Raw genomic sequence first — 25,544 nt, 5'->3', positions numbered from 1 at the left:
ACCCTATGGTAGTATTAAAGACATTAGAAGAGATAGAGCTTCTTAGAGAAAGCGCCTTAGTAGTATCTAAAACCCTGGGAATGCTAGCTTCTGAAATTAAACCCGGTATTGATGGTCTTTATCTGGACAGATTGGCAGAAGATTTTATTCGCGATCATGGAGCGGAGCCAGGTTTTTTGGGAATGTATGATTTTCCGAACACACTCAATCTGAGTCCTAATGCCCAGGTAGTCCATGGTATCCCAAGCAAAGAACCTTTAAAGGACGGAGATATTATTTCTGTAGACTGTGGCGCATTGAAAAATGGATTTTATGGTGATCATGCATATACATTTGAGGTGGGATCCGTTGATGAAAATACTAAAAATCTTCTTAAGGTTACAAAGGAATCACTTTACAAAGGGATAAGAGAGTTCAAGCTTGGGAATCGCGTTGGCGATGTTGGTTTTGCCATACAAAACTACTGCGAAAGTCACGGGTATGGAGTAGTTCGCGAACTTGTTGGTCACGGTCTCGGTAAAAAACTCCATGAAGGACCGGAAATTCCCAACTATGGTAAACGGGGAAGAGGCAAGAAATTTGCTAATGGAATGGTTATAGCCATTGAACCGATGATTAATATGGGGACAAAACGTATAAAGCAGTTGCGCGATGGATGGACCATCCTCACAGCAGATGGAAAACCCAGTGCTCATTTCGAACATAATGTTGCCCTTATAAATGGAAAGCCAGAATTGCTTTCCACCTTTCAATATATTTATGAGGCCCTTGGGATAAAAAGTAATGAGGAAGAAGAGTTTAGAACAAAAAAACTTCAACTCTAATCAGGAGGCTTTGAAAAAATTATTCAAATATGTCCTTAATAGTATCCCCAGACCCCTCTTAATTCAACTGAGTTACCTGGCAAAACCCATCCTGTCTCTCACCCTCAAGGGTAATAAATACACAGATCCTATTGATGGTAGAAAGTTTAGAAGTTTCCTTCCGTATGGATATGAAAACCCAAGGGAGAATGTACTTTCCCCTTCTACCCTTTCTTTGGAAAGGCATCGGCTATTATGGCTATATCTGAAGAATGAAACCGATTTTTTTACAGCACCTCATAAGGTTTTACATTTTGCCCCGGAGCAGGCTTTCTATAAAAAATTCAGAAAACTAAAACTTTTGGATTACACCACAACCGATTTAAATTCCCCATTGGCAGACGTGAAAGCGGATATTTGTGCACTTCCATTTCAGGATAACACTTTTGACATAATTTTATGTAATCATGTTTTGGAGCATATCCCCGATGACCGAAAAGCCATGAGTGAACTTTATCGAATATTAAAACCTTCCGGATGGGGTGTTTTCCAGGTTCCTCAGGATCTGAAAAGAGAAGTAACCTTTGAAGATGATTCTATTACGGACAAAAGTGAACGCACGAAAATTTTTGGACAATATGATCATGTTAGGATTTACGGACGTGATTATTTTGACAGATTAAAAGAAGTTGGGTTTATAGTAAATGAGGTGGATTATACTGCAAAGATGCCGATTGCCGATATTGAAAAATACCGATTGGCCAAAGGCGAAATAATTCCGGTGGTTACGAAATAGTTAGTGCACGATAAGTTTTTTGAATTCCGGGGTCATAAATTCAGTTACCTCTCCATTTTCATTAAAGTAGATGATATAGGCTTCAAGCTCCTCAATTGAGTCCAAAAGGTCTTTGGTTTCTGCTAGTTCCATTACCATAAATGCGGTAGCATATGCATCGGCCCTGGCACAAGTATTTGAAATAACGCTTGCAGATAAAATCCTCCCATTTTTGGTGTAACCTGTTTTTGGATCAATGGTATGGACGTATTTTTTACCAGTTATAGAATCAACCCTAAATTTCCTATAATTACCAGAAGAGGCTAAAGCCCTATCCCTAAGTTGAAGTGTTAATTTTAATCGTCTACCCTCCTCTAGCTGCGGATCATCAATACCAACAATCCAGGACTTATTTTTTAATTTATTCTCACCTTTGCTAACAATCTCCCCTCCTACTTCAATCAAATAATTTTTAATTTCCTTTTGATCGAGCAGAACTGCCAACCGATCTATTGCATATCCCTTGGCCACTGCATTGAAGTCGAAAAATATCCTTGGGTCTTTCTTAATAACAGTTCCTTCTTCTGTTAAACTAACCTTCTCAAAACCCACAAATTGGAGAATACTATCTACTTTGGTACTATCCAATTCCTGTTGCTTTGCAGGACCAAAACCCCATGCGTTAACCAGAGCCCCCACAGTTGGGTCAAAAGAACCATTTGTACTGTAATATACCTCTTTAGAAAGTTCAAATACATCGCGAAACATCTGATCTACCACTATTTCAGATTCTCCCCTGTTTATTTTTGAAATATCTGAATCGGGTATATAAGTAGACATAGAATTGTTTATGACAGCAAATACAGAATCTATTTCTTTCTCCAGATTTAGTTCACCTTGATACAGCGTTGTTATGCTATATGAAGTCCCTAAGGCCCCTCCGAAGTATGTATTTTTAAGATAAGGGCCAGAATCAAGTACACAAGAACCCATTGCCAGCCCAATCAGAAAACTAACAACTACTTGGATTCTAAATTTCAATAAGGCCATCATAATCTACAATATATGCTTCATTAAGGTAAACCGGAAGGTTCTGATCCCGGGCATTAGATAAGCCAACTCCTGCATAATAGGTTCGCGCTTCAAACTTGGATGCCTGCTCTTTGATTTTGGACATAAGTGCCTTACTATAATTTCTGGGGTTGTTTGGATAGATAATGCTCCGAACTACAATAAAATGCAGCTGTTTTTCTTTAAGACACACAAACTGAGGATTCTTCTTGGGTTTACTATTTACACCCATGAATTCATATCCATCAGATTCAAGTTGTCTCCCCACAATATTCATTGCCAGGTTGTGCAATTCTTGTACTGTAAGCGCTTGCATTTTATGTCATTTATCAAAAAACCGATATTGATTAATATCGGTTTTTATATTATATGCCTTTTAGATAATTAGCCGCCAAAATCATCAAAACGTATATGTTCGTCAGGGATACCAAAATCTTCCCCCATCTTTTGAACCGCTTTGTTCATTAGTGGCGGACCACAAAAGTAAAGCTCAATATCTTCCGGAGATTCATGGTCATTTAAATAATTATCTATAACACAATTATGAATAAATCCAACAAAGCCATCACCGGGAGCATCAAGGTTTTCTTTTACCTTCCAGTTATCCTCTTCAAGAGGTTCTGACAGTGCCATATAAAATTTAAAATTAGGGAACTCCTCTTCCAATCTTTTAAAATGATCTATATAAAATAACTCTCTTTTTGAACGTCCACCATACCAATAGGTAACTTTACGATTGGTTTTCAGAGTTTTGAACAAGTGATATAAATGTGACCTCATCGGAGCCATGCCGGCACCTCCACCCACATATAACATCTCCGAATCCGATTCATTTATAAAAAATTCACCGTAAGGTCCGGAAATGGTTACCTTATCTCCAGGTTTTTGAGCAAAAATAAAAGAGGAAGCCACACCGGGGTTTACATCCATCCAACTGTTTTTAGACCTGTCCCATGGAGGAGTAGCGATACGAACGTTTAACATTATCTCCCTGCCCTCTGCAGGAAAAGAAGCCATAGAATAAGCACGCTCAACAACTTCTGTATTTTTCATTACCAAAGGCCAGAGATTAAACTTATCCCACTCATTTTGAAACTTATCCGGAGTTTCATGTTCTTCAGGATGAGCCGTAATATCTATATCGGAATACTTAATCTCACATGCAGGTATTTCAATTTGGATATAACCCCCTGCTTTATAACCCATATCCTCAGGAATCTCAACTACAAATTCTTTGATGAAGGATGCCACATTGTAATTACGAACCACTGTTCCTTCCCATTTTTTGATGCCAAAAACTTCTTCAGGAATAGTTATTTCCATGTCCTGTTTTACTTTAACCTGGCATGCTAATCTGGCACCTTCTGTTAATTCCCTTTTTGAAAAGTGCGGTGTTTCCGTGGGAAGGGCTTCTCCACCACCGGATAGTACGTGACACTCACACTGAATGCAGGTACCACCTCCACCACATGCAGACGGAAGAAAAACTTTTTGATTCCCTAAGGTAGAAAGTAAAGAACTTCCTGAGGCAACCTGTATCTTTTTTTCGCCATTAATTGTTATTGTTACGGGACCCGAAGGAGAAAGCTTTTCTTTTGTGAAAAGTAAAAGTGTCACCAATAATAACAATAATATCATAAATGCAATAACCGTAATTGTTATAGTACCAAGGGTGCTTGTAGCTAAAATCATTCCTCGTCTTTTATTAAATCGTTATAAGAAATCTCTTTCTCGTCTATTTCTTCCGCCACTTTTGCGTTCTTCTCTTCACTCTTCTCGGCAGTAGTCTCTTCCACAACGGCCGGCGCGTCATCTCCTCCTGTAAGCATTCCTCCGAAACTTTGGAAGCCAATCCCCATTAAACCTGTTATAATAAAGGTGATGCCTAACCCCCTTAAAGGCGGAGGGACATTGGAGTATCTTATTTTTTCACGAATGGCAGCAATTGCCAAAATAGCCAAAAACCAGCCTATTCCTGAACTCACACCATAATTAAAGGCCAATCCCAATGTTTCAATCTCTCTTGACTGCATAAACAAGGAACCTCCAAGGATGGCACAGTTAACAGCAATCAGAGGCAAAAATATCCCGAGTGAGTTATATAAAGCAGGCGAAAATTTTTCAACTACAATTTCCACCAACTGCACCATCGTAGCTATAGTGGCTATAAATAGAATAAATGACAAAAAGCTTAAATTATAATCAGCATATTCCGGGCCAAGCCAAACAAGGGCCCCATCCCTTAATAAATATTGGTCCAATAACCAATTTAGCGGGACTGTTACAGCAAGTACAAATATTACCGCTGCTCCTAACCCAACCGCTGTTGCTACTTTTTTGGACACTGCCAAATATGAACACATCCCTAAAAACACAGCAAATACCATGTTATCTATAAAGATGGATTTAAAAAACAATTCAATATGTTCTAACATAATCTTCTTTTAATAAGTAAATTAGTTTTCTTCTATAAGTGCCCTATTCTTTGAGCGCTGTACCCAAATAATAATCCCAACAACTATCAAAGCAGCAGGAGGAATAATCATAAAACCATTGTTTTCGTATCCTGTGGAATATAGTCCTGTTTTTGTTACAGGATCTCCCATGACCTGAATTCCAAACAATGTTCCAGATCCCAGTAATTCTCTAAAAAATCCTACGATAATCAAAATTACTCCATACCCCAATGAATTTCCGATCCCATCCAAAAAAGCCTTCCACGGTCCGTTACCCAATGCGAAGGCCTCAAACCTTCCCATTATGATACAATTCGTGATTATCAACCCTACAAAAACAGATAGTGTCTTACTTAATTCATAAGCAAAAGCCTTCAGAACCTGGTCAACAATAATTACGAGTGTTGCCACAACAATTAACTGAACAATAATCCTGATCTTGGTAGGAATAATATTTCGTAAAAGGGAAATAACAACATTCCCTACTCCTAAAACAAAAAGTACGGAAATGGCCATAACTACTGACGCCTGTAATTCTGCTGTAATTGCCAGGGCTGAGCATATACCAAGAACCTGAATTGTAATAGGGTTATTATCTGCCAGTGGATCTAAAATAAGATTTGTGTCTTTTTTTGAAAGTAGTGCCATTCTTAGTTAACTCTAATTGTTTCTAAATAGTCCTTATATAAATTTACGCTTTCCTTAATCATTGCTGAAACACCATTACCCGTAATGGTGGCCCCGGCCAAGGCATCGACCTCATTATCATCCTTAATAGCATTAGCAGGATCATTATTCCCTTTTGCCACGGCAATCCCTTTGAATTGATTATTGCTTAAAATTGATTCTCCTGTAAAATCGTCCATAAAATAGCGCTGTTTAATATTGGCCCCAAGACCCGGGGTTTCAGCCTTATGATCAAAATAAACCCCTTGGACAACCATTTTTTCATCCAGGGCTATAAAACCCCAAATAGCATCCCACAGGCCTTTCCCGTACATAGGTATGATATAATATTTCTTTCCTTCTTTTTCTCCAATAAACAAAGGAAGCTCCGCAGCCTCACCTTTCTTAATGGCAGCGATTTGCCTTTTGAGGTCTATTAGGTATGCCTCGTCATTTTGAGTTATTTGATCTCCATTTATGACTAGTTGTTCCGTAATGAACTTGGAAAATTCAGCCTCAACTTTATCAGTTGGTATAAAATTTACACTCCCCTGATTTGAGTTTTCGTTGACACCCATGGCATACAGAATATTCTGCTGCTTTTCAAATCTCTCGTTCTCTTTAATTTTATCACTTAATGCAGAGGCAAGATATGCTAAGACTGATCCAACAACAATGACCATAATAGCGGCAAAGATTACGGTATAACTGTTTTTTTCCTTATTAAATGCCATAATTATATTGTTTCTACTTTTAGTTCTTTTGCTTTCCCATCTGTAGTTTTGGGGTAAACAGTTGCCTGCTTTAAACGGTTCATTCTCCTTTTGATATTTCCTCTCACAACATAATGATCAATTGTAGGAGCAAAAACATTCATTAAGAGAATTGCAAGGAAAACACCTTCGGGATAAGCCGGATTAAATACGCGTATCATTACTGAGATAAAACCTATCAAGAATCCGTATATCCATTTTCCCTTGTTCGTTTGAGACCCGGTAACAGGATCTGTAGCCATATATACAATACCAAAAGCCAAACCACCTACAAGGAGATGTTGCCAAAATTCAAAATTCATTAAGCTGTAAAATGTGCTTCCTTCAACAATCCATCCAGCTTCAACTACTCCGTTAAAGATCAGTCCCATTACCAATGCCCCGATCACGGCACTCAACATAATTCGCCAGCTTGCGATTTTACTAAATACCAGGAAAAGTCCACCTAATAATATTAAAAAAGCTGAAGTTTCCCCTACAGAACCGGGAATAAACCCAAAAAACATATCGGAAACAGAATAGGAATATTCACTTGCGTTATTCTGAGCCAGATATCCGAGAATTGTTTCTCCTGAAATCGCATCCGCAGTACCCGCACGCTCAACAGCTCCATGCACCCAGACTTTATCTCCACTCATCCAGGTTGGATAAGCAAAAAATAAGAAGGCCCTGATGGTAAGAGCCGGATTAAGAATATTCATTCCGGTTCCTCCAAACACTTCTTTCCCAATGATTACGCCAAATACTACTGCAACGGCCAACATCCATAGTGGGGTATCAACAGGTACAATTAATGGCACCAACATTCCGGTAACGAGATATCCCTCCTCTACTTCATGACCTTTTATTACTGCAAATATGAACTCAATTAATAATCCTACACCATAGGAAACTACCACCAGAGGCATAACCTGGACGAAACCTAACCAGAAATTATCAAAGGTTAGGAAATGATCAATCACCGAAAAATTTTCCGGAAAACCGTTTATTGCCGAATAGTGTTGATAGCCTGTATTGAAGAAAGAAAACACCAAAACGGGAACCAATGCCATAATCACAGTATTCATGGTCCTCTTTAGGTCGTCAGCTGCTCTGATGTGAGATCCCGAATGAGTAGTTTCATCAGGAGAAAACAGAAACGTATGAAAAGCATTGAATGCAGGAGCCATCTTCTTACCCCTGTATCTATGCTTGAGAATATGTAACCTTTTCTTAAAAGTCAATCGTTTAGTACTCATGTTTATCCTATTTCTTTTTGTAATAAATCCAACCCTTCACGGATTATCTGCTGATGCGGTTGTTTGGAAATGCAAATGAATTCAGTTAAAGAAAAATCTTCCGGAATTACCTCGTATAATCCGAGCTGTTCCATCTCATCAAGATCTTTTACCATGCATGCTTTTAAGAGTTGCAACGGATAAATGTCTAATGGGAATACTTCTTCATACATCCCTGTAACCACAAATGCCCTGTGTTCGCCGTTGGTATTGGTGTCTAATTTATATTTCTTATTGGGTTGCAACCAGGAAAATGTAAGCGCTCTTGTTGAAGAAACCTTATCAAAAACAGGCTTGTTCCAACCAAAGAATTCATAATCATCTCCCTCAGGAATAACACTCACCGTATTATTATAAAAACCGAGGTATCCGGCGGGACCTGTTTTTTTACCTGTTAGTACATCTCCGTTAATTACGCGAAATCTTTTGTCCACAACACCGCTGGAATACAGAAAAGTAGCTATCTCCGCTCCTATTTTTGTTGTAAAATACTTAGGCGATTTTACAGATGACCCGGCAAGGGCGATTATGCGATCGGCATTAAATCTGCCCGTTAAAAGCAACTCCCCAATTATAACAAGATCCTGGGGTGATACAGTCCAAACGACCTCACCTTTATTTATCGGATCAATTTTGTTTATCTGAGTTCCAACCAATCCCGCAGGATGAGGACCGGAAACGCTGTGTAGTTCAATATTTTTTAGATCGGAAAAAATAGAATTTGAACCCTTGGCCACAGAAACATGTACTTTACCGGGTGTAAGATTATCCAGAGCGGTCAGTGCTGTTTGCAATTCACGCTCCTTACCCTTTAAAGTATACTCTATATCAGCGGCAAGTGGTGCTGTTATGTAAGCCGAAACAAAAATAGCCTTTGGCGTAACCGCCGGGTCCGCAATTACATCGTATGGTCGTTGTTTTATGAATGGCCAGCAGCCGGATTTGAGAAGGATAGACTTTATTTCCTCAGAATTTGCATTAGCTTTTAAAGTTTCATTTTCATGATAAACCTGGGTTTTGTCGGCAAGAATTTTTATGGTCAGTATTTTTCTTCGAGCTCCTCTGATTATTTCCACTAATTCGCCGCTTACAGGAGAAACAAAAAGCATATCGGCATTATCCTTGTTAAAGAACAATGGTTCGCCTGCTTTAATCTCTGCACCTTGTTTTACGAGCAATTTTGGCGTGATACCATAAAAATCCAAAAGATTAATCGCGTAAATATTGCTTAAAACTGATTTGGATGTATTTTGTTCTGCAGAACCTACAAGATTAACGTTCAAGCCCTTCTTAATACGAATGTCTTTAGACATAGATTACAAACCTTTAGTTTATCAAAATTTCGCGTAAAAATAGCACTTATGACACTGTTATCATAATAATTAACTATAATTTTAGGTAATACACCGATATGACTTTTTTGGGTATGCATTTTGTTTACCTTTACCTGAAAAACAGGCTAAAAATGCGCTTAATTCTTAAACAAATATTTTTCTTTTTGCTTAGCTGCCACTTGTATTCCCAGGTTCAGGAAGAAGTTAACCCACCAGAAAATATTAAGACTATAATCTTTAAGGGGCCAACAGATGATCAGTTTCCGGTTATTACCCTTGGAGAGCCTGTTTATTTGGAGTTTGATGATTTGACGGCTAGCGAACAAGACTACTATTATAAGATTGTTTACTGTGATTATGACTGGACTCCCTCCGAACTTCTAAAATCACAATATCTTCGGGGCACTGACAATCAAAGGATTATTAATTATACCAACAGCTATAACACCCTTGAAACCTACTCCAACTATCGCTTAACTATTCCCAATGCGGAAGTGAGCTTAAAAGTAAGCGGTAATTACGTCCTTGAAATTTATAATGCGAACTACGAACTTCAATTTTCAAGGAGATTTGTAGTTTATAAAGATTTGGTAACCGTAGGGGCCACGACCAGAAATTCCAGGAATTTTGATTTTCTAAACCAAAAACAATCCGTGCAATTCACGATTGTTCCTTTCAGTCTTCAACTGGTAAATCCTTTAAAAGAAGTGAAGGTTGCCATAATCCAGAATTACCAATGGTCCAATGCAATAACTAATGTTCCTCCTCAATTCGTATTAGGAAACACTTTAACATATAGGTACGATGCCGAGACCAGTTTTTTTGGAGGAAATGAATTTCTGAATTTTGATACAAGTGATTTGAGAGCACCTTCTTCAGCCATTTCACACATCGAATATAAAGAGCTATACCACCACTACCTTTTTACAAATTCTTACAGATATGATAAGGAGTACACTTATTTCCCTGATATCAATGGTGATTTTACAATCCGGACCCTGCAGGGTGATGACTTTTCCAGGGAATCAGAATATACTATTGTACATTTCAGTCTTCCCTACACCATGGACATTGGATTAAATGAGGTATATGTATATGGTAAATTTAACAATTATGCCCTCGAGGAGCAGAATAAAATGATTTACAATTCCAATAACGGGAATATGGAAGCCGCCATAAAACTAAAACAAGGGTTCTACAACTATAAATATGTGCTAAAAAACGAAGATGGAATTGTAGACCTCAATAAGGTTGGCGGCAACTTCAATTTTACAGAGAACCAATATCTGATTCTGGTTTATTACAGGAATTTTGGAGATCTGTATGACACAATAATTGGTATAGGGTCTGCAAATTCTGAAAATATTACGAACTAAATTGCATTTGTCAAATTCATTAAAGTTTAACCTTACCCCAACTTAAGTTCTGCAATGCCTTGATTCTGGCTCTGCACCATCCTGTTTTTGTCACGTAAAAAATTGTCAATTGCCTATATATAAAGAGCTATAGCCCAGAAATTCAACAGAAAAAACAGTCATACACCGATAAAGTAATCGTACGTTTTCATAATCAATTTCTATTATCTATCTTGCCCCCATAGGTTTCCCCATATCTCAAAATAATTTAGCATAAGTGTAATCGATGGACATTAGCCCCGATTTTAAACTATTGTTAAATAGAGATGGACTGAATCGATTTTTTTTATTTTAGCAGCTTTAGCGGATATCCTGCTCATGCATAGGTAAACCGTTATTTATTTTACATGAAAAAGATGATTACACAAGTTACCAAAGGCATTAAAATTTCAGTGAATACTAGTTTTGAAGGCACCTTCTTTAAAAACTATAAAATGCACTTTGCTTTCGGTTATACTATTACCATTGAGAATCAAAGTAAAGATTCGGTTCAGCTAACTTCGAGACATTGGCAGATTTATGATGCATTAAACGATCTGGAAGTTTTGGATGGCGAAGGTGTAATCGGGAAAAAACCGGTAATACGTCCGGGCGAATCTCATACATACAGTTCCGGATGCCTTCTTGCATCGCCAATTGGAGCTATGAAAGGCCATTATAATATGGTGAATTTTACCACTAATGAAAAATTCAGAGTCTATATTCCTTCTTTTAAATTCTTTGCTCCTTTCGCCTTGAATTAATCCTCCGTTTTCACTTGTTTTAATTTTATAAACGATTGGGGATTTATTACCTTTGATCCGTAAAAAATTTAATAAAAAAGATTATGGGTAAAGGTTTTTTTGAGGTCCCAATGGCAATTAATGAACCCATTAAGAGTTATGCTCCGGGTACTCCTGAAAGAGATGAAGTTTTAAAACAATATCAGGAATACTTCAATGGAAGTATAGATGTTCCTCTGTTCATTGGCAGCGAAGAAATAACTACATCCAAGACCCGAATTATGACACCTCCCCATGACCATAAGCACGTTCTTGGCAGGTATCATGTTGCAGAAGAAAATCATGTTAAGAAGGCCATAGAAAATGCACTTCAATCCCGTGATGCCTGGGCATCCTTAACCTGGGAACAAAGAGCCAGTATTTTCTTAAAAGCCGCAGATCTCATTGCCGGGCCCTATAGGGCAAAAATTAATGCCGCAACAATGCTGGCACAATCAAAAACTATACATCAGGCTGAAATAGATGCTGCTTGCGAGTTTATAGACTTCCTTAGATTTAATGTAAGCTATATGTCTCAGATTTATGCCGAGCAACCAGAATCATCAGAGGGAATCTGGAATAGGGTCGAGTACAGACCTTTAGAGGGATTTGTTTATGCTATAACTCCTTTTAATTTTACAGCAATTGCCGGGAATCTTCCTGCAAGTGCAGCAATGATGGGTAACGTGGTGGTTTGGAAACCCAGCGATAGTCAGATCTTTTCAGCAAAAGTAATTGTAGATATTTTCAAAGAAGCCGGTCTTCCGGACGGAGTGATAAATGTCGTATACGGTGATCCGGTAATGATTTCTGATATTGTATTGGCAAGCCCTGACTTCGCAGGAATTCATTTTACCGGCAGCACACATGTTTTTAAAGCCTTGTGGAAACAAATAGGAAATAATATAGATCGTTATAAAACATATCCAAGGATTGTTGGTGAAACGGGCGGTAAAGACTTTATTATTGCACATCCCACTGCAAAACCTCAGCAGGTAGCCACCGCAATTACTCGTGGTGCCTTTGAATTTCAGGGTCAAAAGTGTAGCGCTGCCTCTCGGGTATATCTACCAAAGTCTACTTCAGCAGAAATATTGGAATTGGTGAAAAAAGATGTGGAATCGTTTAATCCACCAGGATCACCTGAAGATATGAGCAATTTCATTACAGCGGTAATCCATGAAGGTTCGTTTGACAAATTGGCTTCCTATATTGATCAGGCCAAAAAAGACAAAGATGCCCGTATAGTTGTAGGTGGAAATTATGATAAGTCCAAAGGTTATTTCATAGAACCTACGGTTATTTTAACCACAAATCCCCATTATTCAACAATGGAAACTGAATTGTTTGGACCAGTGGTTACAATCTATATCTACGATGATAAGGAATGGTCCAATACTTTGAAATTGGTTGATTCTACCTCTGAATATGCGCTTACCGGTGCTGTTTTAGCTAAAGATCGATATGCCATTGATGAGGCTACGAAAGCACTTGAGAATTGTGCAGGGAATTTCTATATCAATGATAAACCTACCGGAGCTGTAGTAGGGCAACAGCCATTTGGTGGCGCAAGGGCTTCAGGAACCAATGATAAAGCCGGATCTGCTCAAAATTTACTACGGTGGGTTTCGCCCAGATTAATCAAAGAAACTTTTGTAACCCCGGAGGATTATCGTTATCCATTTTTAGGTTAAATAAAGACAAACAAAACTTTTTTTCAACCCATAAAGCTCTGCTTAGAAAAAAGGAAGGGCCTTATGCAGTTATTCCAAAAATTTCCCGCTGATATTGGTATTGACGCATTTTTAACATACCTTTTGACTTGAATCAACTATTTTAAGAGTCCAATTAAGATTTAAGCAGCTCTACCATGAAAAAATTGCTTTTGCTATTCTTAGCCATACCCTCTATTTTTTTATATTCACAGAATAACACCCTAAATCTGGCTGCTGATATATGGCCTCCATTCTCTAACGTAGAAGGGGAAAAAGGATTCGCTTTGGAATTAGTAAAAGAGGCTCTTGAAAGGGGAGGTATTGAAATGGGTTTAACTGTAACCGGATTTGATCCGGTTATGGAAGGCATAATCTCCGGGACATACCAGGGTAGTCCCACTTTATGGAAAACTATAGACCGGGAAAACTATTTACTTTATTCAGAACCCTATCTTGAAAACCGCCTTATTTTAGTGGGAAGAAAAGGTAGTGATGTCAGTGCAAAATCCCTTAGTGAATTAAAAAACAAACGCATTGCCATTATTAGCGGCTATGCATATGGAGCATCGGTTTACACTAATCTGGACGTGCTGCTAATTCCGGGTAAAAGTGATCAGGAAAATCTGGAGAAACTCCTGACCTTCAAGGCAGATTATATGCTGGTGGATGAGTTGCTGATTTCTTATTTATTAACCTATCAATTGAATGATATAAGCAAGTTTCTTGAAATTGGAAAGGAAGCATTTTTGGTACAACCACTACACCTGGCCATTCTAAAGAATATACCTGATGCACAAAAAATCATAGCTGATTTTAATAACAATATTCAGAGTATGATGATTGATGGCACTTATAATAAAATACTGGAATTGAATTGGATACAATCCGATATAGACGGTGATGGAGTACTTGAACTCGTGCTGGATGGGGATCACGCAGGAAAAAATGCTCCCGTGACGTATTATAAATTGATGACCGAAACCACTATGACCGAAAATACCCAGCGCTATTATATAAATGGACAAGTCTATGAAGGATGGCAGGGTGTGCCTGCAAAATATAAGACCGACATTATGAAAGCGGCCCAAATGAATACGAATTCTTCTTCCGGACTTAAACTAAAATTTTAGTTATTTAGCTTTTCAATTATCTCTTTTTGGTCCCCTTCTTAAATCCTAAAAAAATTGGGTTCCTGGTACATAAAAAACTCATTTAACAATTAAAAACCAGCACTTTAACTCTAATAAAGGTGCTTTTTTCATAAGATATATGTAAATTTAACGTTAAGTAATTGTAAATTTAAGATTATTAACTGTACTCTAAATCTTTGAAATGGATAGAAGCACTGGTGTTAAGACAAAAAAAACCAAGTTAAAAAGATGCATTGAATACATCAAAACCTATGCTCAAAATTGTAGGTATTCTTTTAATATGATGTTACTCATTTGATTTTACCTTTATATTTCATAGGTAAATAAACTACTTTTTTGGTTATAAAAAAGTCCTCGTCGAAGAAGTCGGATAATTCAAATATCTGTACATTCTTATAGTCCTTTAGTTCCTCTGACAAATCACCTCCCTTCAGGTAGAGGATTCCGTTTTTGAGTTCATGTTCAGATTTTTTTTTGATACAACCCTGTACCCATCTCACGAAAGTTGGCATAGCAGCAACAGCTCTGCTAACAATAAAATCGAATTGAATATCCAACTCCTCAACCCTGCGGTGATATGTGGTCACATTTTTTAAATCCAGCCCATTAACTACTTCGTCAACTACTTTTATCTTTTTACCAATTGCATCTACCAATGTGAAATTGGAATCCGGAAATAATATTGCCAGAGGAATACCCGGAAATCCCCCTCCAGTGCCGACATCTAAAATAGTGGCACCTTTTTTAAACGCTTGTACCTTAGCTATCCCTAAAGAGTGAAGTACATGTCTAATATAGAGTTCATCTATATCTTTTCTGGAAACTACATTTATCTTCTTATTCCAATCTTTATAAAGAAATTCCAGGCGAATGAAGTGATCTTTTTGAATTTCAGATAAATTGGGAAAATATTTAAAGATTATTTCAGCTTGCATATGTACCTTTGTTGCTTATCAAAAATAATACATTCATTAGGAATGTAGATCGTATTATCTCATATGAAGCGCATAAAATAGAAAGATATTACGTTATATTTACAGAAATGATTTCAGCATATGGATGCAAATACAATTAAATTCTCACGACAAGATTCAGCCAAGTTCTTTAAAACCCTTAACAAAAGGGTAAATGATTATTTTAAGGAAAATGAAATCAAAAAAACCGGTAACTGGCGCTTATATGTCAAAACAGGCATAATGTTTGGTCTTTTTCTGGCTCCTTATTTTTTAATATTGACTTTGAATTTGCCTAACTGGGCCAATTTATTGCTTACCATTACCATGGGAGTGGGTATGGCAGGAGTGGGTATGAATGTGATGCACGATGGAAATCATGGCTCTTACTCTACTAAAAGATGGGTAAACAAACTAATGGGGAGTAGCATATACATCCTGGCTGGAAATGTTTATAACTGGCAGGTTCAACACAATGTACTGCATCATACCTATACCAATATTCATACCCATGACGAAGATCTTGAAGCAGGAAGAATATTACGTTTTTCAAAGCATGCCAAGTGGCACAAATTTCATAAATTTCAGCATTACTATTCTGTGTTCTTATATGGTTTATTAACCTTTAACTGGGCCATAACAACAGATTTCATGCAAATGTACCGTTACACAAAAAGAAAATTATCTTATGGTAAATTTCCAAATCCATTCTTGAACTGGAGTGTATTAGTGGCTACAAAAATGATTTACATAACGATATGGATCGTTTTACCTATGCTAATTTTGGACATAGCCTGGTGGAAAATTTTACTTGGGTTTTTTATTATGCATTATGTAGCCGGAGTGATTCTTAGTGTTGTGTTCCAGTTAGCTCATGTAGTGGATGAAGCTGAAACTCCCTTACCCGAAAAAGACGGCACCATGAAAAATACCTGGGCAATTCATCAATTATTAACTACGGTGAACTTTGGCACCAAAAATAAAATAGTAAATTGGTTTACCGGAGGTTTAAACCATCAGGTGGAACATCATATTTTTCCAAATATCAGCCATATTCATTACACAAAAATCTCCAAAATTGTTAAACAGACAGCTAAGGAATTTAATTTGCCCTACAATGAATATAGAACTACAAGAAAAGCCATAATTTCGCATTTCAGGCATTTAAAAGAATTAGGCAAAAAGCCTGCATTGCAATACCAATAAATTTATCTTAGCATGAGCAACCTTTTATCCGATAGAATCAATAACATGTCTACTTCGGCCACCCTGGCTATGGCAGCAAAAGCAAGAGAATTAAGAACTCAGGGGAAAGATATCATAGGCCTGAGTTTAGGAGAACCTGATTTCAATATTCCTGATTTTATTAAAGAAGCGGCAAAGAGAGCTGTGGATGAAAACTATAGCAGTTATTCTCCGGTTGATGGGTATGCCGAGCTTAAACAGGCCATAGCCAACAAATTTAAGCGCGATAATAATCTGGACTATAGTTTAAGCCAAATTGTGGTGTCAACAGGCGCAAAACAATCACTTGCCAACGTGGCAATGGTTATTATAAATAAAGGGGATGAGGTTATTTTACCTGCTCCATTTTGGGTGAGCTATAGTGATATTGTTAAACTAGCTGAAGGCGTCCCCGTAGAGGTGCCCACAAGTATAGAAACAGATTTTAAAATGACCCCTGAGCAATTAGAAGCTGCGATTACTCCCAAAACAAAAATGATATGGTTCAGCTCGCCTTGTAATCCCAGTGGATCTGTTTACAGTAAAGAAGAATTAGAAGGACTTGCAGGGGTATTAAAAAACTATCCGGGTATACTGGTGGTGTCTGATGAAATCTATGAACATATTAATTTCAGGAGTAAGCATGAAAGCATCGCAACTATAAACGGAATGTATGATAGAACCATTACTGTAAACGGTGTTTCTAAAGCATTTGCAATGACAGGCTGGAGAATAGGCTATATTGGAGCACCCGAATGGATTGCGAAAGCCTGTACCAAATTTCAAGGACAAATTACCAGCGGTGCCAACGCAATTGCACAACGTGCCACTATTGAAGCTTTAAATGCCCCGGTTAGTAAAATTCAATTCATGATTGATGAATTTCATGAACGACGTGATATTTTATTACAGCTTTTAGGTGAAATAAATGGTTTTAATTTAAATGTACCGGAAGGAGCTTTCTATGTATTTCCGGATATATCCGGTTTCTTCGGTAAAACACTGAATGGAACAACCATCCAAAATGCTTCTGATTTTGCTTTGTACCTTTTGGAAAATGCCAATGTGGCCACGGTAACGGGCGAAGCCTTTGGGAACCCTAACTGTATTCGAATTTCCTACGCTGCCTCTGAAGACGAATTAAGGGAAGCTGTAAAAAGAATAAAAGCCGTGGTTTAAGTCTTCTTTTCTATTGCTTCTCAATTGCTGCGGTATCATACCTTTTTCCAGAAATATGGATTAAAAAGTATCAACACAGTAAATAATTCCAATCTACCTGCCAGCATAAGAAAACTACACCACCATTTTCCCATCATTGGTAAACTATTGTAATTACTCACCGGGTTTAAATCACCCAGGGCGGGTCCAACATTTCCTAGTGAAGATGCCGCTCCACCAATAGCAGAAACAAAATCTAAGCCCAGAAAACTAAGCACCAAAGAGCCAATGATGAACAGTAACATGTAAAGAACAAAGAAGGCAATTATGTTATACACAATATGTTCACTTACAGTTTTATTATTAAATCTTACAGGAATTATAGCACTGGGATGCAAGGTCCTTTTAAATTCCAACAGTCCATTTTTAATGATCAATATATGTCTCATTACTTTAATGCCACCGGCAGTGGAACCTGCTGAACCGCCAATAAACATCAACCCAAAAAAGAAAACTGTTAAAAAAGGGGTCCAGGCCGTGAAGTCTGCCGTGACAAATCCTGTCGTAGTAATCACCGCAACTACCTGAAATAATGCGTGCCTGAAAGAACTTTCGGCTAAGCCAAAAGGCATGGGATAATAATCTGAAATTTCAAAATTGGCCATAAAATAGACTACTAATGCCGTAGCCAATGTGAAAATAACCATGATAATTCCGTAGAATTTAAATTCTTCATCTCTTAGCACCCTTTGAATCTTGCCTTTGAAGGCAAAATAGCTCAAGACGAAATTGCTCCCCGCCAGGAACATAAAGAAAATAACAATATATTGAATAAGGGGTTGGTTACTCCAATACGCAAGACTGGCATTTTTGGTAGAAAAACCGCCCGTAGATAAGGTTGCCATTGAATGATTTATGGCGTCAAAAAAAGACATTCCGGCTATACTTAGGAGGAGCGTTTCTGCCGCAGTATATCCAAAATAAATTAGCCAAAGTCTTTTGGCAGTATCTGTAATCCTCGGATGGAGTTTATCAGTATTAGGCCCGGGAGCTTCGGCAGAAAATAATTGCATTCCTCCAATTCCCAATAAAGGAAGAATGGCTATTGCAAGAACGATAATACCCATCCCGCCAATCCAATGCGTCAGACTGCGCCAGAATAGAATTCCTTTGGGAAGCACTTCAATATCATCCAGAATTGAGGCCCCCGTGGTCGTATAACCTGAAATAGTTTCAAAAAAGGCATTTGTCATACCGGGAATTGCCCCGGAAAAAATATAAGGCATTACGCCTGAAAGTGACATTACCAGCCAACCAAGTGTAACTATAATATAACCTTCTCTCCGTTGTACTTCTTTTGAATGGCCTCTTGTATAAAACATAGCCAGAATACCCAGCAACAAAGTGCATATTGCGGCTAATGTAATATCAAGGGTAGCGCCATCATCGTATATACCACTTACTAAAGCTGCAATTAGCATGAAACCCCCATTAAATAATAACAGTGATCCCATCAAATGGATAATAATTCTATAATTTAACCCGGTCATTATATAAAAAGCCTTTCAATTTTTGAAATGGAATCGGGCAGGCAACATACCACTACCCTATCCCCTTCCTGAATCCTAAAATCTCCAAGTGCTATATTTCCCTTACCTTCTCTTACAATTCCACCGATGATTGCCGCTCTTGGAAATTCTATTTCACGAATAATTTGCCCGTTAACCTTGGAGGTAGCTTTTACTTCAAATTCCAGGATTTCAGCGTTGAGGTTATTTAATCGAGTCAGAGCAACCACTTCACCCCTTCTGATATATCTAAAGATATTATTTGCTGCAAGCAACTTTTTATTTATTAGCGTATCAACGCCAATGGATTGTGATAGTTGAAAGTAGTCCATATTTTCAACTAAAGCGATGGTTTTTTTGATATTCTTGGATCTGGCCATAAGGCAAGACATAATATTCGTTTCCGAATTTCCGGTAACTGCAATAAATGCGTCCATGGATTCCAAACTTTCCTCTACCAGGAGCTCCACATTCCTTCCATCACCATTAATTACCAGAGCATTAGGGAGGCTATCGGCTATATCAAACGCTTTTTCTTTGTTTTTTTCAATAAGCTTAACGTTGAACTTTTTAGCGCAAAGGGCCCTCGCAGTGTTAAAACCAACTTTACTACCACCTAAAATCATGACATTTTTTATCTCCTCCTTCTTCTTGCCCGTAAGCTTATAAAGCTCATCAACTCCTTCTTTGTCGGTTACAAAATATACCTGATCATTGACCTTAAATATAATATCCCCCCTTGGTATAAGGGTATAATGAGTGCCGGCCCGCTGCATCGCAATAGGCATGAAATGCAATCCCGGAAATATTCCGGCAGCATCTTTAACCGATTTACCTATAAATGGAGCACCTTTGGGTAAGATCACCCCAACCATGATTAAGGCACCTTCCTCAAATTCATAGGTGTCAAAAAAAGCTGATTTATTTAATAAAAGTTCAATTTCCGCAGCAGCCAGCTCTTCAGGGGAAATTAACTCGTCGATACCTAATTCCGAAAATTTAATCTGCTCCCTGTTTTCAACGAATTCAATATTTGAAATTCTTGCAATGGTTCTCTTACAGCCCATTTGTTTGGCTAATAAACAAAGTGTAATATTTGTTGTTTCAGAAGAAGTTACCCCAATTACGAGGTCTGTGCTTTCAACTTTGGCATCTCGTAAAACAGCTATTGAAGTAGCATCACCCTTGAGTACTTTTATGTCTAAATGAGTGGCTGCATAAGTTAAACTTTCCTTGTTCGAATCAATCAAGGTTATGTTTTGGGATTCATAAGACAATAGCTTTGCTAAATGAAACCCTACTTCGCCAGCCCCCGCAATAAGTATTCTCATCTTTAATATTTAAAAATTATCTGGAGTCCAAATGTTCTGCAAAGGAGCTGTTTTTAAATAATGTAAGCCAATAAAGCTCATGTACAATTAGTTTGCAAAGTTTGCAGTGGCAAAATTAAGGAAATTTATTTTGATTGGTATCCAACTCAACATGCAAAGCAGGCGTTGTATGAATTCAGATAATCTGCTTTAGGACCCCCTTCTAAAGCCAGCTTTATCTATCTTTGCCGGAAAATTTAACTTATGTCTAAAAAAGTCAAACCCTACAAGACATCAAAGCTGGGAAAAAAAGAGCAAGTCACACAAATGTTTGACGCCATTTCCGGTAGTTATGACGGTTTAAATAGGGTGATATCATTTGGCATAGATATAAAATGGAGAAATAGGGTAGTTGCTATTTTAAAAAAGAAGAATCCAACAAATATTCTGGATATCGCAACGGGCACAGGGGATTTAGCAATAAATTTAGTAAAAACCGGAGCAGAACAGATTATAGGTTTGGATATATCTCATGGAATGCTCGAGGTAGGGAAAAAGAAGATTGCAGGCAAAGGGTTAGATAAGACTATCGAAATGATAGTAGGAGACAGTGAGAACCTTCCTTTTGAGGACAATAGTTTTGATGCCGTTACTGTGGCATTTGGGGTTCGAAATTTTGAAAATCTTGAAAAAGGATTGTCAGAGATCTATCGTGTGTTAAAACCTTCCGGAACTTTTGTAGTGCTGGAGACTTCTGTACCTACAAAATCTCCTTTTAAACAGGGCTACTGGTTTTATACCAAAAACATCCTGCCGCTTATTGGTAAACTTTTCTCTAAAGACCGCTCTGCATATACCTATCTTTCAGAATCTGCTGCAGTTTTTCCATATGGCCGGGCATTCAACAATATTTTAGGAAAAATTGGGTTTATAGCTATGGAGAACAAGCCACAGACATTTGGGGTGGCATCTATATATATAGCTACAAAATAGAAGAATGAAATATATCTTAGTTTTATTGATAGGTTTCGTGCTGTTTATCACTTGTCCAATTCATGCTCAGTTCAAAGAAAAGCCAATTCTAAATCTTGAAAATGAAGATAAGGCATTATTAAACTGGGGGTACTTTCTTGGATTTAATCAATATGACTTCAAATTTGAATATAAGAACGACCTGGATGATGTCCTGGTAGATAAGTCTATTGGCTTTAATGTTGGTTTGATTGGTGAATTAAGGATTAACGAATTTTTGGACCTTCGCTTTGAACCTGGTTTGTTCTACACCAACAGGACACTGGGTTATAAAGGTTTTGCCAATGAAAGTGATGCGATCAGAGAGGTAAAATCTACTTATATCAACTTTCCTTTGCTTTTAAAAATAAGCGCCCGAAGATTGGGCAACTGGAAACCCTTCATTATAGGGGGAGCATCCGCTTCCTTAAATTTGGGCAGTAATGAAGATAGCCTCGATGATAATAGCAGTGGTACTTTTCGTATGACGAAAACGGTCTTTAATTGGGAAATTGGATTCGGTATTGATTTCTACACAGAATATTTTAAATTTTCCCCTTCCATACGTGGTATTTTCGCAATCAGTGATGAAATTATACCTGATATGGATCCAGATAGTCCCTGGACAGGAAATATTGATGCCATGAAAACAAGGGGTATTTTTGTGAATTTTACTTTTGAATAATCCAAAAAGTTACAGCCTATCCTTCAGAATCTATACCTATGGATTTTTAATTAGTTCGCTGTTGTCGTCTTATTTCACTCAAAAAAATGGCCGTCGCAGTGGCTACATTTAAACTTTCTGTGGCCCTCTTACCATACTGAGGGATTCCTAATCTGTTTTCATAGGCTATTAAGTTTCCCACTTTTTCCGATATACCACGACCTTCATTTCCCAATATTAAAATCCCTTTTTCCGGAAGGCTCTCCGTATATACAGAACTACCATTCATGTATGTGCCAAAAACAGGGGTTGTATTTTTTTTGAGGACTTCGGCAATATCGGCATATACAATATTTACCCTTGCTATGGAACCCATTGTAGACTGCAGTGCCTTAGAATTATAACAATCTGCTGTATCCCTGGAACATATTAAATGCTCTATCCCAAACCAGTCACACAACCTTATAATGGTTCCTAAATTTCCGGGATCCTGAATTGCATCAAGTACAACTACCCAATCTGAATAGTCTATGGCTTCAGGAGAAGGAATCTCAAAAATGCCCAACATCTTATTTGGACTTTTTTGAGCACTTATTCGCAGAAGGTCTTTTTCCGTTATATAGTATATAGCAGTCTCCTTTTTAGTAGTGAATTCAGAATCTGTTGTATAGATACTGTGAGATTTGATTTTTGACCTTAAAAGCTCAGAAACCATCTTTTTCCCCTCTGCAATAAAAAGTCCGTTTTCAATTCGGTACTTTTTTTGATATAAGCTTTTTATAAATTTTAATTGACTTTTAACAACCATTCAAATAATGTATTTTTGGCTTCTATGAAGACCCTTTGGAATTACGAAAAGAGTGTTGCAAAAATAGGTTTATTCTTGTTTGTAATTGCATTCACTTCGTGTAATACCCTAAAAAGGGTTGAAGATGACGAACTTTTATTAACAAAAAACAACATCTTCGTAAACAGTGAAAAAGTCAAGGCCGAAGATATTAAAGATCTTCTTTTACAGGAACCTAACAGCACTTTACTAGGTTTTCCCTTGAGGCTCAACCTCTACAACTTAGCTAAGAAAGATCCTGATTCATCATATCAGGTATGGCTTAATAAGAAAGAAAACAGAGAAGAAAAGCTAGCCAATTTTTTATCTCAAAAACAAGTCAACAGATTGGGGGAATCCTTTGTAGTAAAAGGATATAGTGAGTGGCTTAAAAAAATTGGTGAACCTCCTTCGATAGTAGATAGTCTAATTACAGAGAAATCATTGGAGCGCTTAAGTATCTATTATGGAAGTAAAGGATACTTTAACAATACTACATCTTATACCATAGATAGTACAAAAAGAAAACAACGAGCCGAAATCAATTATGCGGTAGCCCTGGGGAAACCGTTTATAATAGATTCTATTTCAAGACAAATAGGTTCGGCGAGCATCGATTCCATTTACAGACTAAATGAGGCTCAATCATTTATACAACCGAATAAACAATTTGATTTGGTTGACTTTAACAATGAAAGGGAAAGACTTACAAAACTTTTTAGAAATACCGGGGTATATAATTTTCAGGAAAGCTCTATAGCTTATAATATTCTGCGGGATACATCAAGAGTCAATGATGATCAAAAAATGAATGTAGAACTAAGTATTGGTAATCTTAGAAAACGTGGAGATACAGCCATCACAACAGCAAAATATAGAGTTTATCATTTTGATAAAATCAATATTTATGCAGATTATGGTTTTGATGATGATGCGTCGACCCTAAAATCTGTTGAATATGATAACTATACCATTTACTATAAAGATAAACTTCGCTATAAACCAAAGGCATTAACGAGTGCCATTTTCCTTGAAAAGGATAGCCTATACAGAGACATTGATAAACTTCGTACTTACAGACAAATTACCAATTTGAATACCTTTAAGTATCCCAATATATTATTCGTTGAAGATAGCACCCAAACGAAGCTTACTGCAGACATTTTTTTAGCAACCAGGCCTAAATTTTCATGGGCTTTTGACTTTGATATTACACATTCTAATATTCAGACCATAGGAATTGGATTTAGTACTTCCTTGATTTCACGAAATATTTTTCGGGGTGCGGAGACACTCAGCCTTTCTGTTGGGGGAACCTTCGGGTTGTTAAGTGATGATAGCTCTACGGAAGATTTCTTTTCGGAAATAGGCGCGGATGTAGCAATTACCTTCCCGCGAATATGGTTTCCATTTGTTAAATGGGAAAAGATAATTCCATACTATAAACTACCACAGTCAAGAGTTTCGGTGGGTACCAGTTTTCAGAGAAATATAGGACTTAATAAACAAACTTTTAATACCATATTGGGATATAACTGGTCAACAAATAATTTAAATAAGAATAATGTAGAATTATTGAACATTCAATTTGTTAATAATCTTAACCCAGACCGTTTTTATAATGTATATCAAAGTACCTATGAACAATTAAATGATATTGCTTCAGATGAGATATATTCCAATGATCCAGCCTTGGAAGACTTTTATGTTATGCCTGAAAGCCCTGATGGCCCACAACTACTAATACCTGATGGTACGACCGGTTTTACGAATGCCATTTTGGATATGCAAGTACCTTCTGCCCCAGAAGATTTTGAAGATGTGTCCAGTATTGAAGAACGAAGAATTAGGTTAACGGAAAATAATCTAATTTTTGCAAGTAATTACACTTTTAATAAAAACAACAGGACGAATATAAATGACAATAGTTTTTATTCCTTTAAATTCAAAGTCGAAAGTGCCGGAATTATATTATCCGCAATTTCTAACATCATAACCTTTGATAAAAACGAAAATGGAGATCGCACAGTCTTCAACGTCCCTTTTTCCCAATATATAAAAACAGAATTTGATTACATAAAGCATTGGGATCTGTCCAGATCGAACGTACTTGCATTCAGAAGTTTTTTCGGTATTGCCGTCCCCTACGGCAACTCTAATAGTGTTCCATTTGTCCGAAGTTATTTTGGCGGTGGTTCTAATGACAACAGAGCCTGGTTTCCTTATTCTTTAGGCCCGGGTAAAACTGATAATGTTAATGATTTTAATGAGGCAAATATGAAAATAGCGCTAAACTTAGAATATCGTTTTCCTATTGTCGGAAATTTTAAGGGCGCTATTTTTGCAGATGCAGGTAATATTTGGAATGTCTGGGATAATGTGCAAAATCCGGATGCCGTTTTTGAAGGTTTTGAGTCCTTATCAGAAATTGCCCTGGGCACGGGATTTGGTGTCCGATACGATTTTACCTATTTCGTTTTTCGTCTTGATGTGGGTTTCAAAACCTATAATCCGGCAGAAATACCCAGCAAAAGATGGTTTAGGGATTATAATTTTGGAAATGCAGTTGTACAGATTGGTATAAACTATCCTTTTTAAGCCTATAATTATTTTACTACATTTGCGACATCTTA

Annotated in this window: 23 protein-coding genes; 11 read left to right on the top strand and 12 right to left on the bottom strand. The window is 37.3% G+C overall.

All coding sequences use genetic code 11. From position 1 onward, the window contains the following. Window positions 1–5: 5 nt before the first annotated feature. Both map and Q0X77_RS10980 read left to right on the top strand, forming a co-directional pair. Window positions 6–824: a type I methionyl aminopeptidase gene (map, locus tag Q0X77_RS10985; RefSeq protein ID WP_297797265.1), complete on the top strand. Its 819-nt coding sequence runs from the start codon at window positions 6–8 to the stop codon at window positions 822–824. A gap of 10 nt (window positions 825–834) precedes the next feature. Continuing rightward, complete coding sequence (locus tag Q0X77_RS10980; protein WP_297797263.1) at window positions 835–1,599, top strand: class I SAM-dependent methyltransferase; 765 nt, start codon at window positions 835–837, stop codon at window positions 1,597–1,599. Here the strand turns inward: Q0X77_RS10980 and Q0X77_RS10975 are convergent, their stop codons facing one another. From Q0X77_RS10975 to Q0X77_RS10940, 8 genes are all read right to left on the bottom strand, one after another. Further along, window positions 1,600–2,628: an FAD:protein FMN transferase gene (locus Q0X77_RS10975; RefSeq protein WP_297797284.1), complete on the bottom strand. Its 1,029-nt coding sequence runs from the start codon at window positions 2,626–2,628 to the stop codon at window positions 1,600–1,602. Next, window positions 2,609–2,965 carry a Na(+)-translocating NADH-quinone reductase subunit F gene (locus tag Q0X77_RS10970; protein ID WP_297797261.1) on the bottom strand — a complete coding sequence of 119 codons (357 nt, stop codon included), beginning with the start codon at window positions 2,963–2,965 and terminating at the stop codon, window positions 2,609–2,611. The genes Q0X77_RS10975 and Q0X77_RS10970 overlap by 20 nt, the downstream gene beginning before the upstream one ends. Before the next feature lie 68 nt (window positions 2,966–3,033). After that, window positions 3,034–4,341, bottom strand: a complete 1,308-nt coding sequence (nqrF, locus tag Q0X77_RS10965; protein WP_297797259.1) for an NADH:ubiquinone reductase (Na(+)-transporting) subunit F — start codon at window positions 4,339–4,341, stop codon at window positions 3,034–3,036. Then, on the bottom strand, window positions 4,338–5,084 hold the full coding sequence (gene nqrE, locus Q0X77_RS10960; RefSeq protein ID WP_297797257.1) for an NADH:ubiquinone reductase (Na(+)-transporting) subunit E: 747 nt from the start codon (window positions 5,082–5,084) through the stop codon (window positions 4,338–4,340). The genes nqrF and nqrE overlap by 4 nt, the downstream gene beginning before the upstream one ends. A 21-nt stretch (window positions 5,085–5,105) precedes the next feature. Further along, on the bottom strand, window positions 5,106–5,753 hold the full coding sequence (locus tag Q0X77_RS10955) for an NADH:ubiquinone reductase (Na(+)-transporting) subunit D (protein ID WP_297797255.1): 648 nt from the start codon (window positions 5,751–5,753) through the stop codon (window positions 5,106–5,108). Window positions 5,754–5,755: 2 nt separating this feature from the next. Then, entirely contained in the window at window positions 5,756–6,505 is a 750-nt protein-coding gene (locus tag Q0X77_RS10950) for a Na(+)-translocating NADH-quinone reductase subunit C (RefSeq protein WP_297797253.1), read from the bottom strand. Window positions 6,506–6,507: 2 nt separating this feature from the next. Then, entirely contained in the window at window positions 6,508–7,782 is a 1,275-nt protein-coding gene (locus Q0X77_RS10945; RefSeq protein ID WP_297797251.1) for an NADH:ubiquinone reductase (Na(+)-transporting) subunit B, read from the bottom strand. Between the two features lie 2 nt (window positions 7,783–7,784). Then, the gene (locus Q0X77_RS10940) at window positions 7,785–9,134 is read right to left on the bottom strand and encodes a Na(+)-translocating NADH-quinone reductase subunit A (protein ID WP_297797249.1); all 1,350 of its coding nucleotides are present in this window, start codon (window positions 9,132–9,134) and stop codon (window positions 7,785–7,787) included. A 152-nt stretch (window positions 9,135–9,286) separates the two neighbouring features. Here Q0X77_RS10940 and Q0X77_RS10935 point away from each other — a divergent pair, with 152 nt between their 5' ends. The 4 genes from Q0X77_RS10935 (at window position 9,287) to Q0X77_RS10920 (ending at window position 14,176) form a co-directional block, all read left to right on the top strand. Beyond that, window positions 9,287–10,531 (top strand): DUF5103 domain-containing protein, encoded by a 1,245-nt coding sequence (locus Q0X77_RS10935; RefSeq protein WP_297797247.1) that lies wholly within the window; start codon window positions 9,287–9,289, stop codon window positions 10,529–10,531. A 395-nt stretch (window positions 10,532–10,926) separates the two neighbouring features. After that, window positions 10,927–11,313 carry a Co2+/Mg2+ efflux protein ApaG gene (apaG, locus tag Q0X77_RS10930; RefSeq protein ID WP_297797245.1) on the top strand — a complete coding sequence of 129 codons (387 nt, stop codon included), beginning with the start codon at window positions 10,927–10,929 and terminating at the stop codon, window positions 11,311–11,313. A gap of 83 nt (window positions 11,314–11,396) precedes the next feature. Next, window positions 11,397–13,025 (top strand): L-glutamate gamma-semialdehyde dehydrogenase, encoded by a 1,629-nt coding sequence (gene pruA / locus Q0X77_RS10925; RefSeq protein ID WP_297797243.1) that lies wholly within the window; start codon window positions 11,397–11,399, stop codon window positions 13,023–13,025. 176 nt (window positions 13,026–13,201) lie between these two features. Further along, window positions 13,202–14,176: a transporter substrate-binding domain-containing protein gene (locus Q0X77_RS10920; protein WP_297797241.1), complete on the top strand. Its 975-nt coding sequence runs from the start codon at window positions 13,202–13,204 to the stop codon at window positions 14,174–14,176. Between the two features lie 311 nt (window positions 14,177–14,487). Here the strand turns inward: Q0X77_RS10920 and rsmG are convergent, their stop codons facing one another. Further along, window positions 14,488–15,132 (bottom strand): 16S rRNA (guanine(527)-N(7))-methyltransferase RsmG, encoded by a 645-nt coding sequence (rsmG, locus tag Q0X77_RS10915; RefSeq protein ID WP_297797239.1) that lies wholly within the window; start codon window positions 15,130–15,132, stop codon window positions 14,488–14,490. Window positions 15,133–15,252: 120 nt separating this feature from the next. Here rsmG and Q0X77_RS10910 point away from each other — a divergent pair, with 120 nt between their 5' ends. After that, window positions 15,253–16,356, top strand: coding sequence for an acyl-CoA desaturase (locus tag Q0X77_RS10910; RefSeq protein ID WP_297797237.1), 1,104 nt, complete (start codon window positions 15,253–15,255; stop codon window positions 16,354–16,356). A gap of 12 nt (window positions 16,357–16,368) precedes the next feature. Continuing rightward, entirely contained in the window at window positions 16,369–17,553 is a 1,185-nt protein-coding gene (locus Q0X77_RS10905; RefSeq protein WP_297797235.1) for a pyridoxal phosphate-dependent aminotransferase, read from the top strand. Window positions 17,554–17,588: 35 nt separating this feature from the next. On the opposite strand, the gene Q0X77_RS10900 is transcribed toward Q0X77_RS10905, so the two are convergent. Together Q0X77_RS10900 and trkA are read right to left on the bottom strand one after the other, a co-directional pair. After that, entirely contained in the window at window positions 17,589–19,046 is a 1,458-nt protein-coding gene (locus Q0X77_RS10900; RefSeq protein WP_297797232.1) for a potassium transporter TrkG, read from the bottom strand. A 35-nt stretch (window positions 19,047–19,081) separates the two neighbouring features. Beyond that, entirely contained in the window at window positions 19,082–20,431 is a 1,350-nt protein-coding gene (gene trkA, locus Q0X77_RS10895; protein WP_297797230.1) for a Trk system potassium transporter TrkA, read from the bottom strand. Between the two features lie 243 nt (window positions 20,432–20,674). Here trkA and ubiE point away from each other — a divergent pair, with 243 nt between their 5' ends. Beyond that, window positions 20,675–21,403: a bifunctional demethylmenaquinone methyltransferase/2-methoxy-6-polyprenyl-1,4-benzoquinol methylase UbiE gene (gene ubiE, locus Q0X77_RS10890; RefSeq protein WP_297797228.1), complete on the top strand. Its 729-nt coding sequence runs from the start codon at window positions 20,675–20,677 to the stop codon at window positions 21,401–21,403. Between the two features lie 4 nt (window positions 21,404–21,407). Next, window positions 21,408–22,106 (top strand): porin family protein, encoded by a 699-nt coding sequence (locus Q0X77_RS10885; RefSeq protein WP_297797225.1) that lies wholly within the window; start codon window positions 21,408–21,410, stop codon window positions 22,104–22,106. A 46-nt stretch (window positions 22,107–22,152) separates the two neighbouring features. Here Q0X77_RS10885 and Q0X77_RS10880 read toward each other — a convergent pair whose 3' ends face one another. Beyond that, window positions 22,153–22,893: an RNA methyltransferase gene (locus Q0X77_RS10880; protein ID WP_297797223.1), complete on the bottom strand. Its 741-nt coding sequence runs from the start codon at window positions 22,891–22,893 to the stop codon at window positions 22,153–22,155. Between the two features lie 24 nt (window positions 22,894–22,917). Between Q0X77_RS10880 and Q0X77_RS10875 the strand changes: the two genes are divergently transcribed. After that, window positions 22,918–25,509, top strand: a complete 2,592-nt coding sequence (locus Q0X77_RS10875) for a BamA/TamA family outer membrane protein (protein WP_297797221.1) — start codon at window positions 22,918–22,920, stop codon at window positions 25,507–25,509. The last annotated feature ends 35 nt before the right edge of the window (window positions 25,510–25,544 follow it).

This window comes from uncultured Eudoraea sp. (assembly GCF_947258925.1).
Lineage (GTDB): Bacteria > Bacteroidota > Bacteroidia > Flavobacteriales > Flavobacteriaceae > Eudoraea.
Note: the sequence above shows the minus strand (reverse complement) of the source record. Positions and strands in the feature narration are given on the sequence as shown.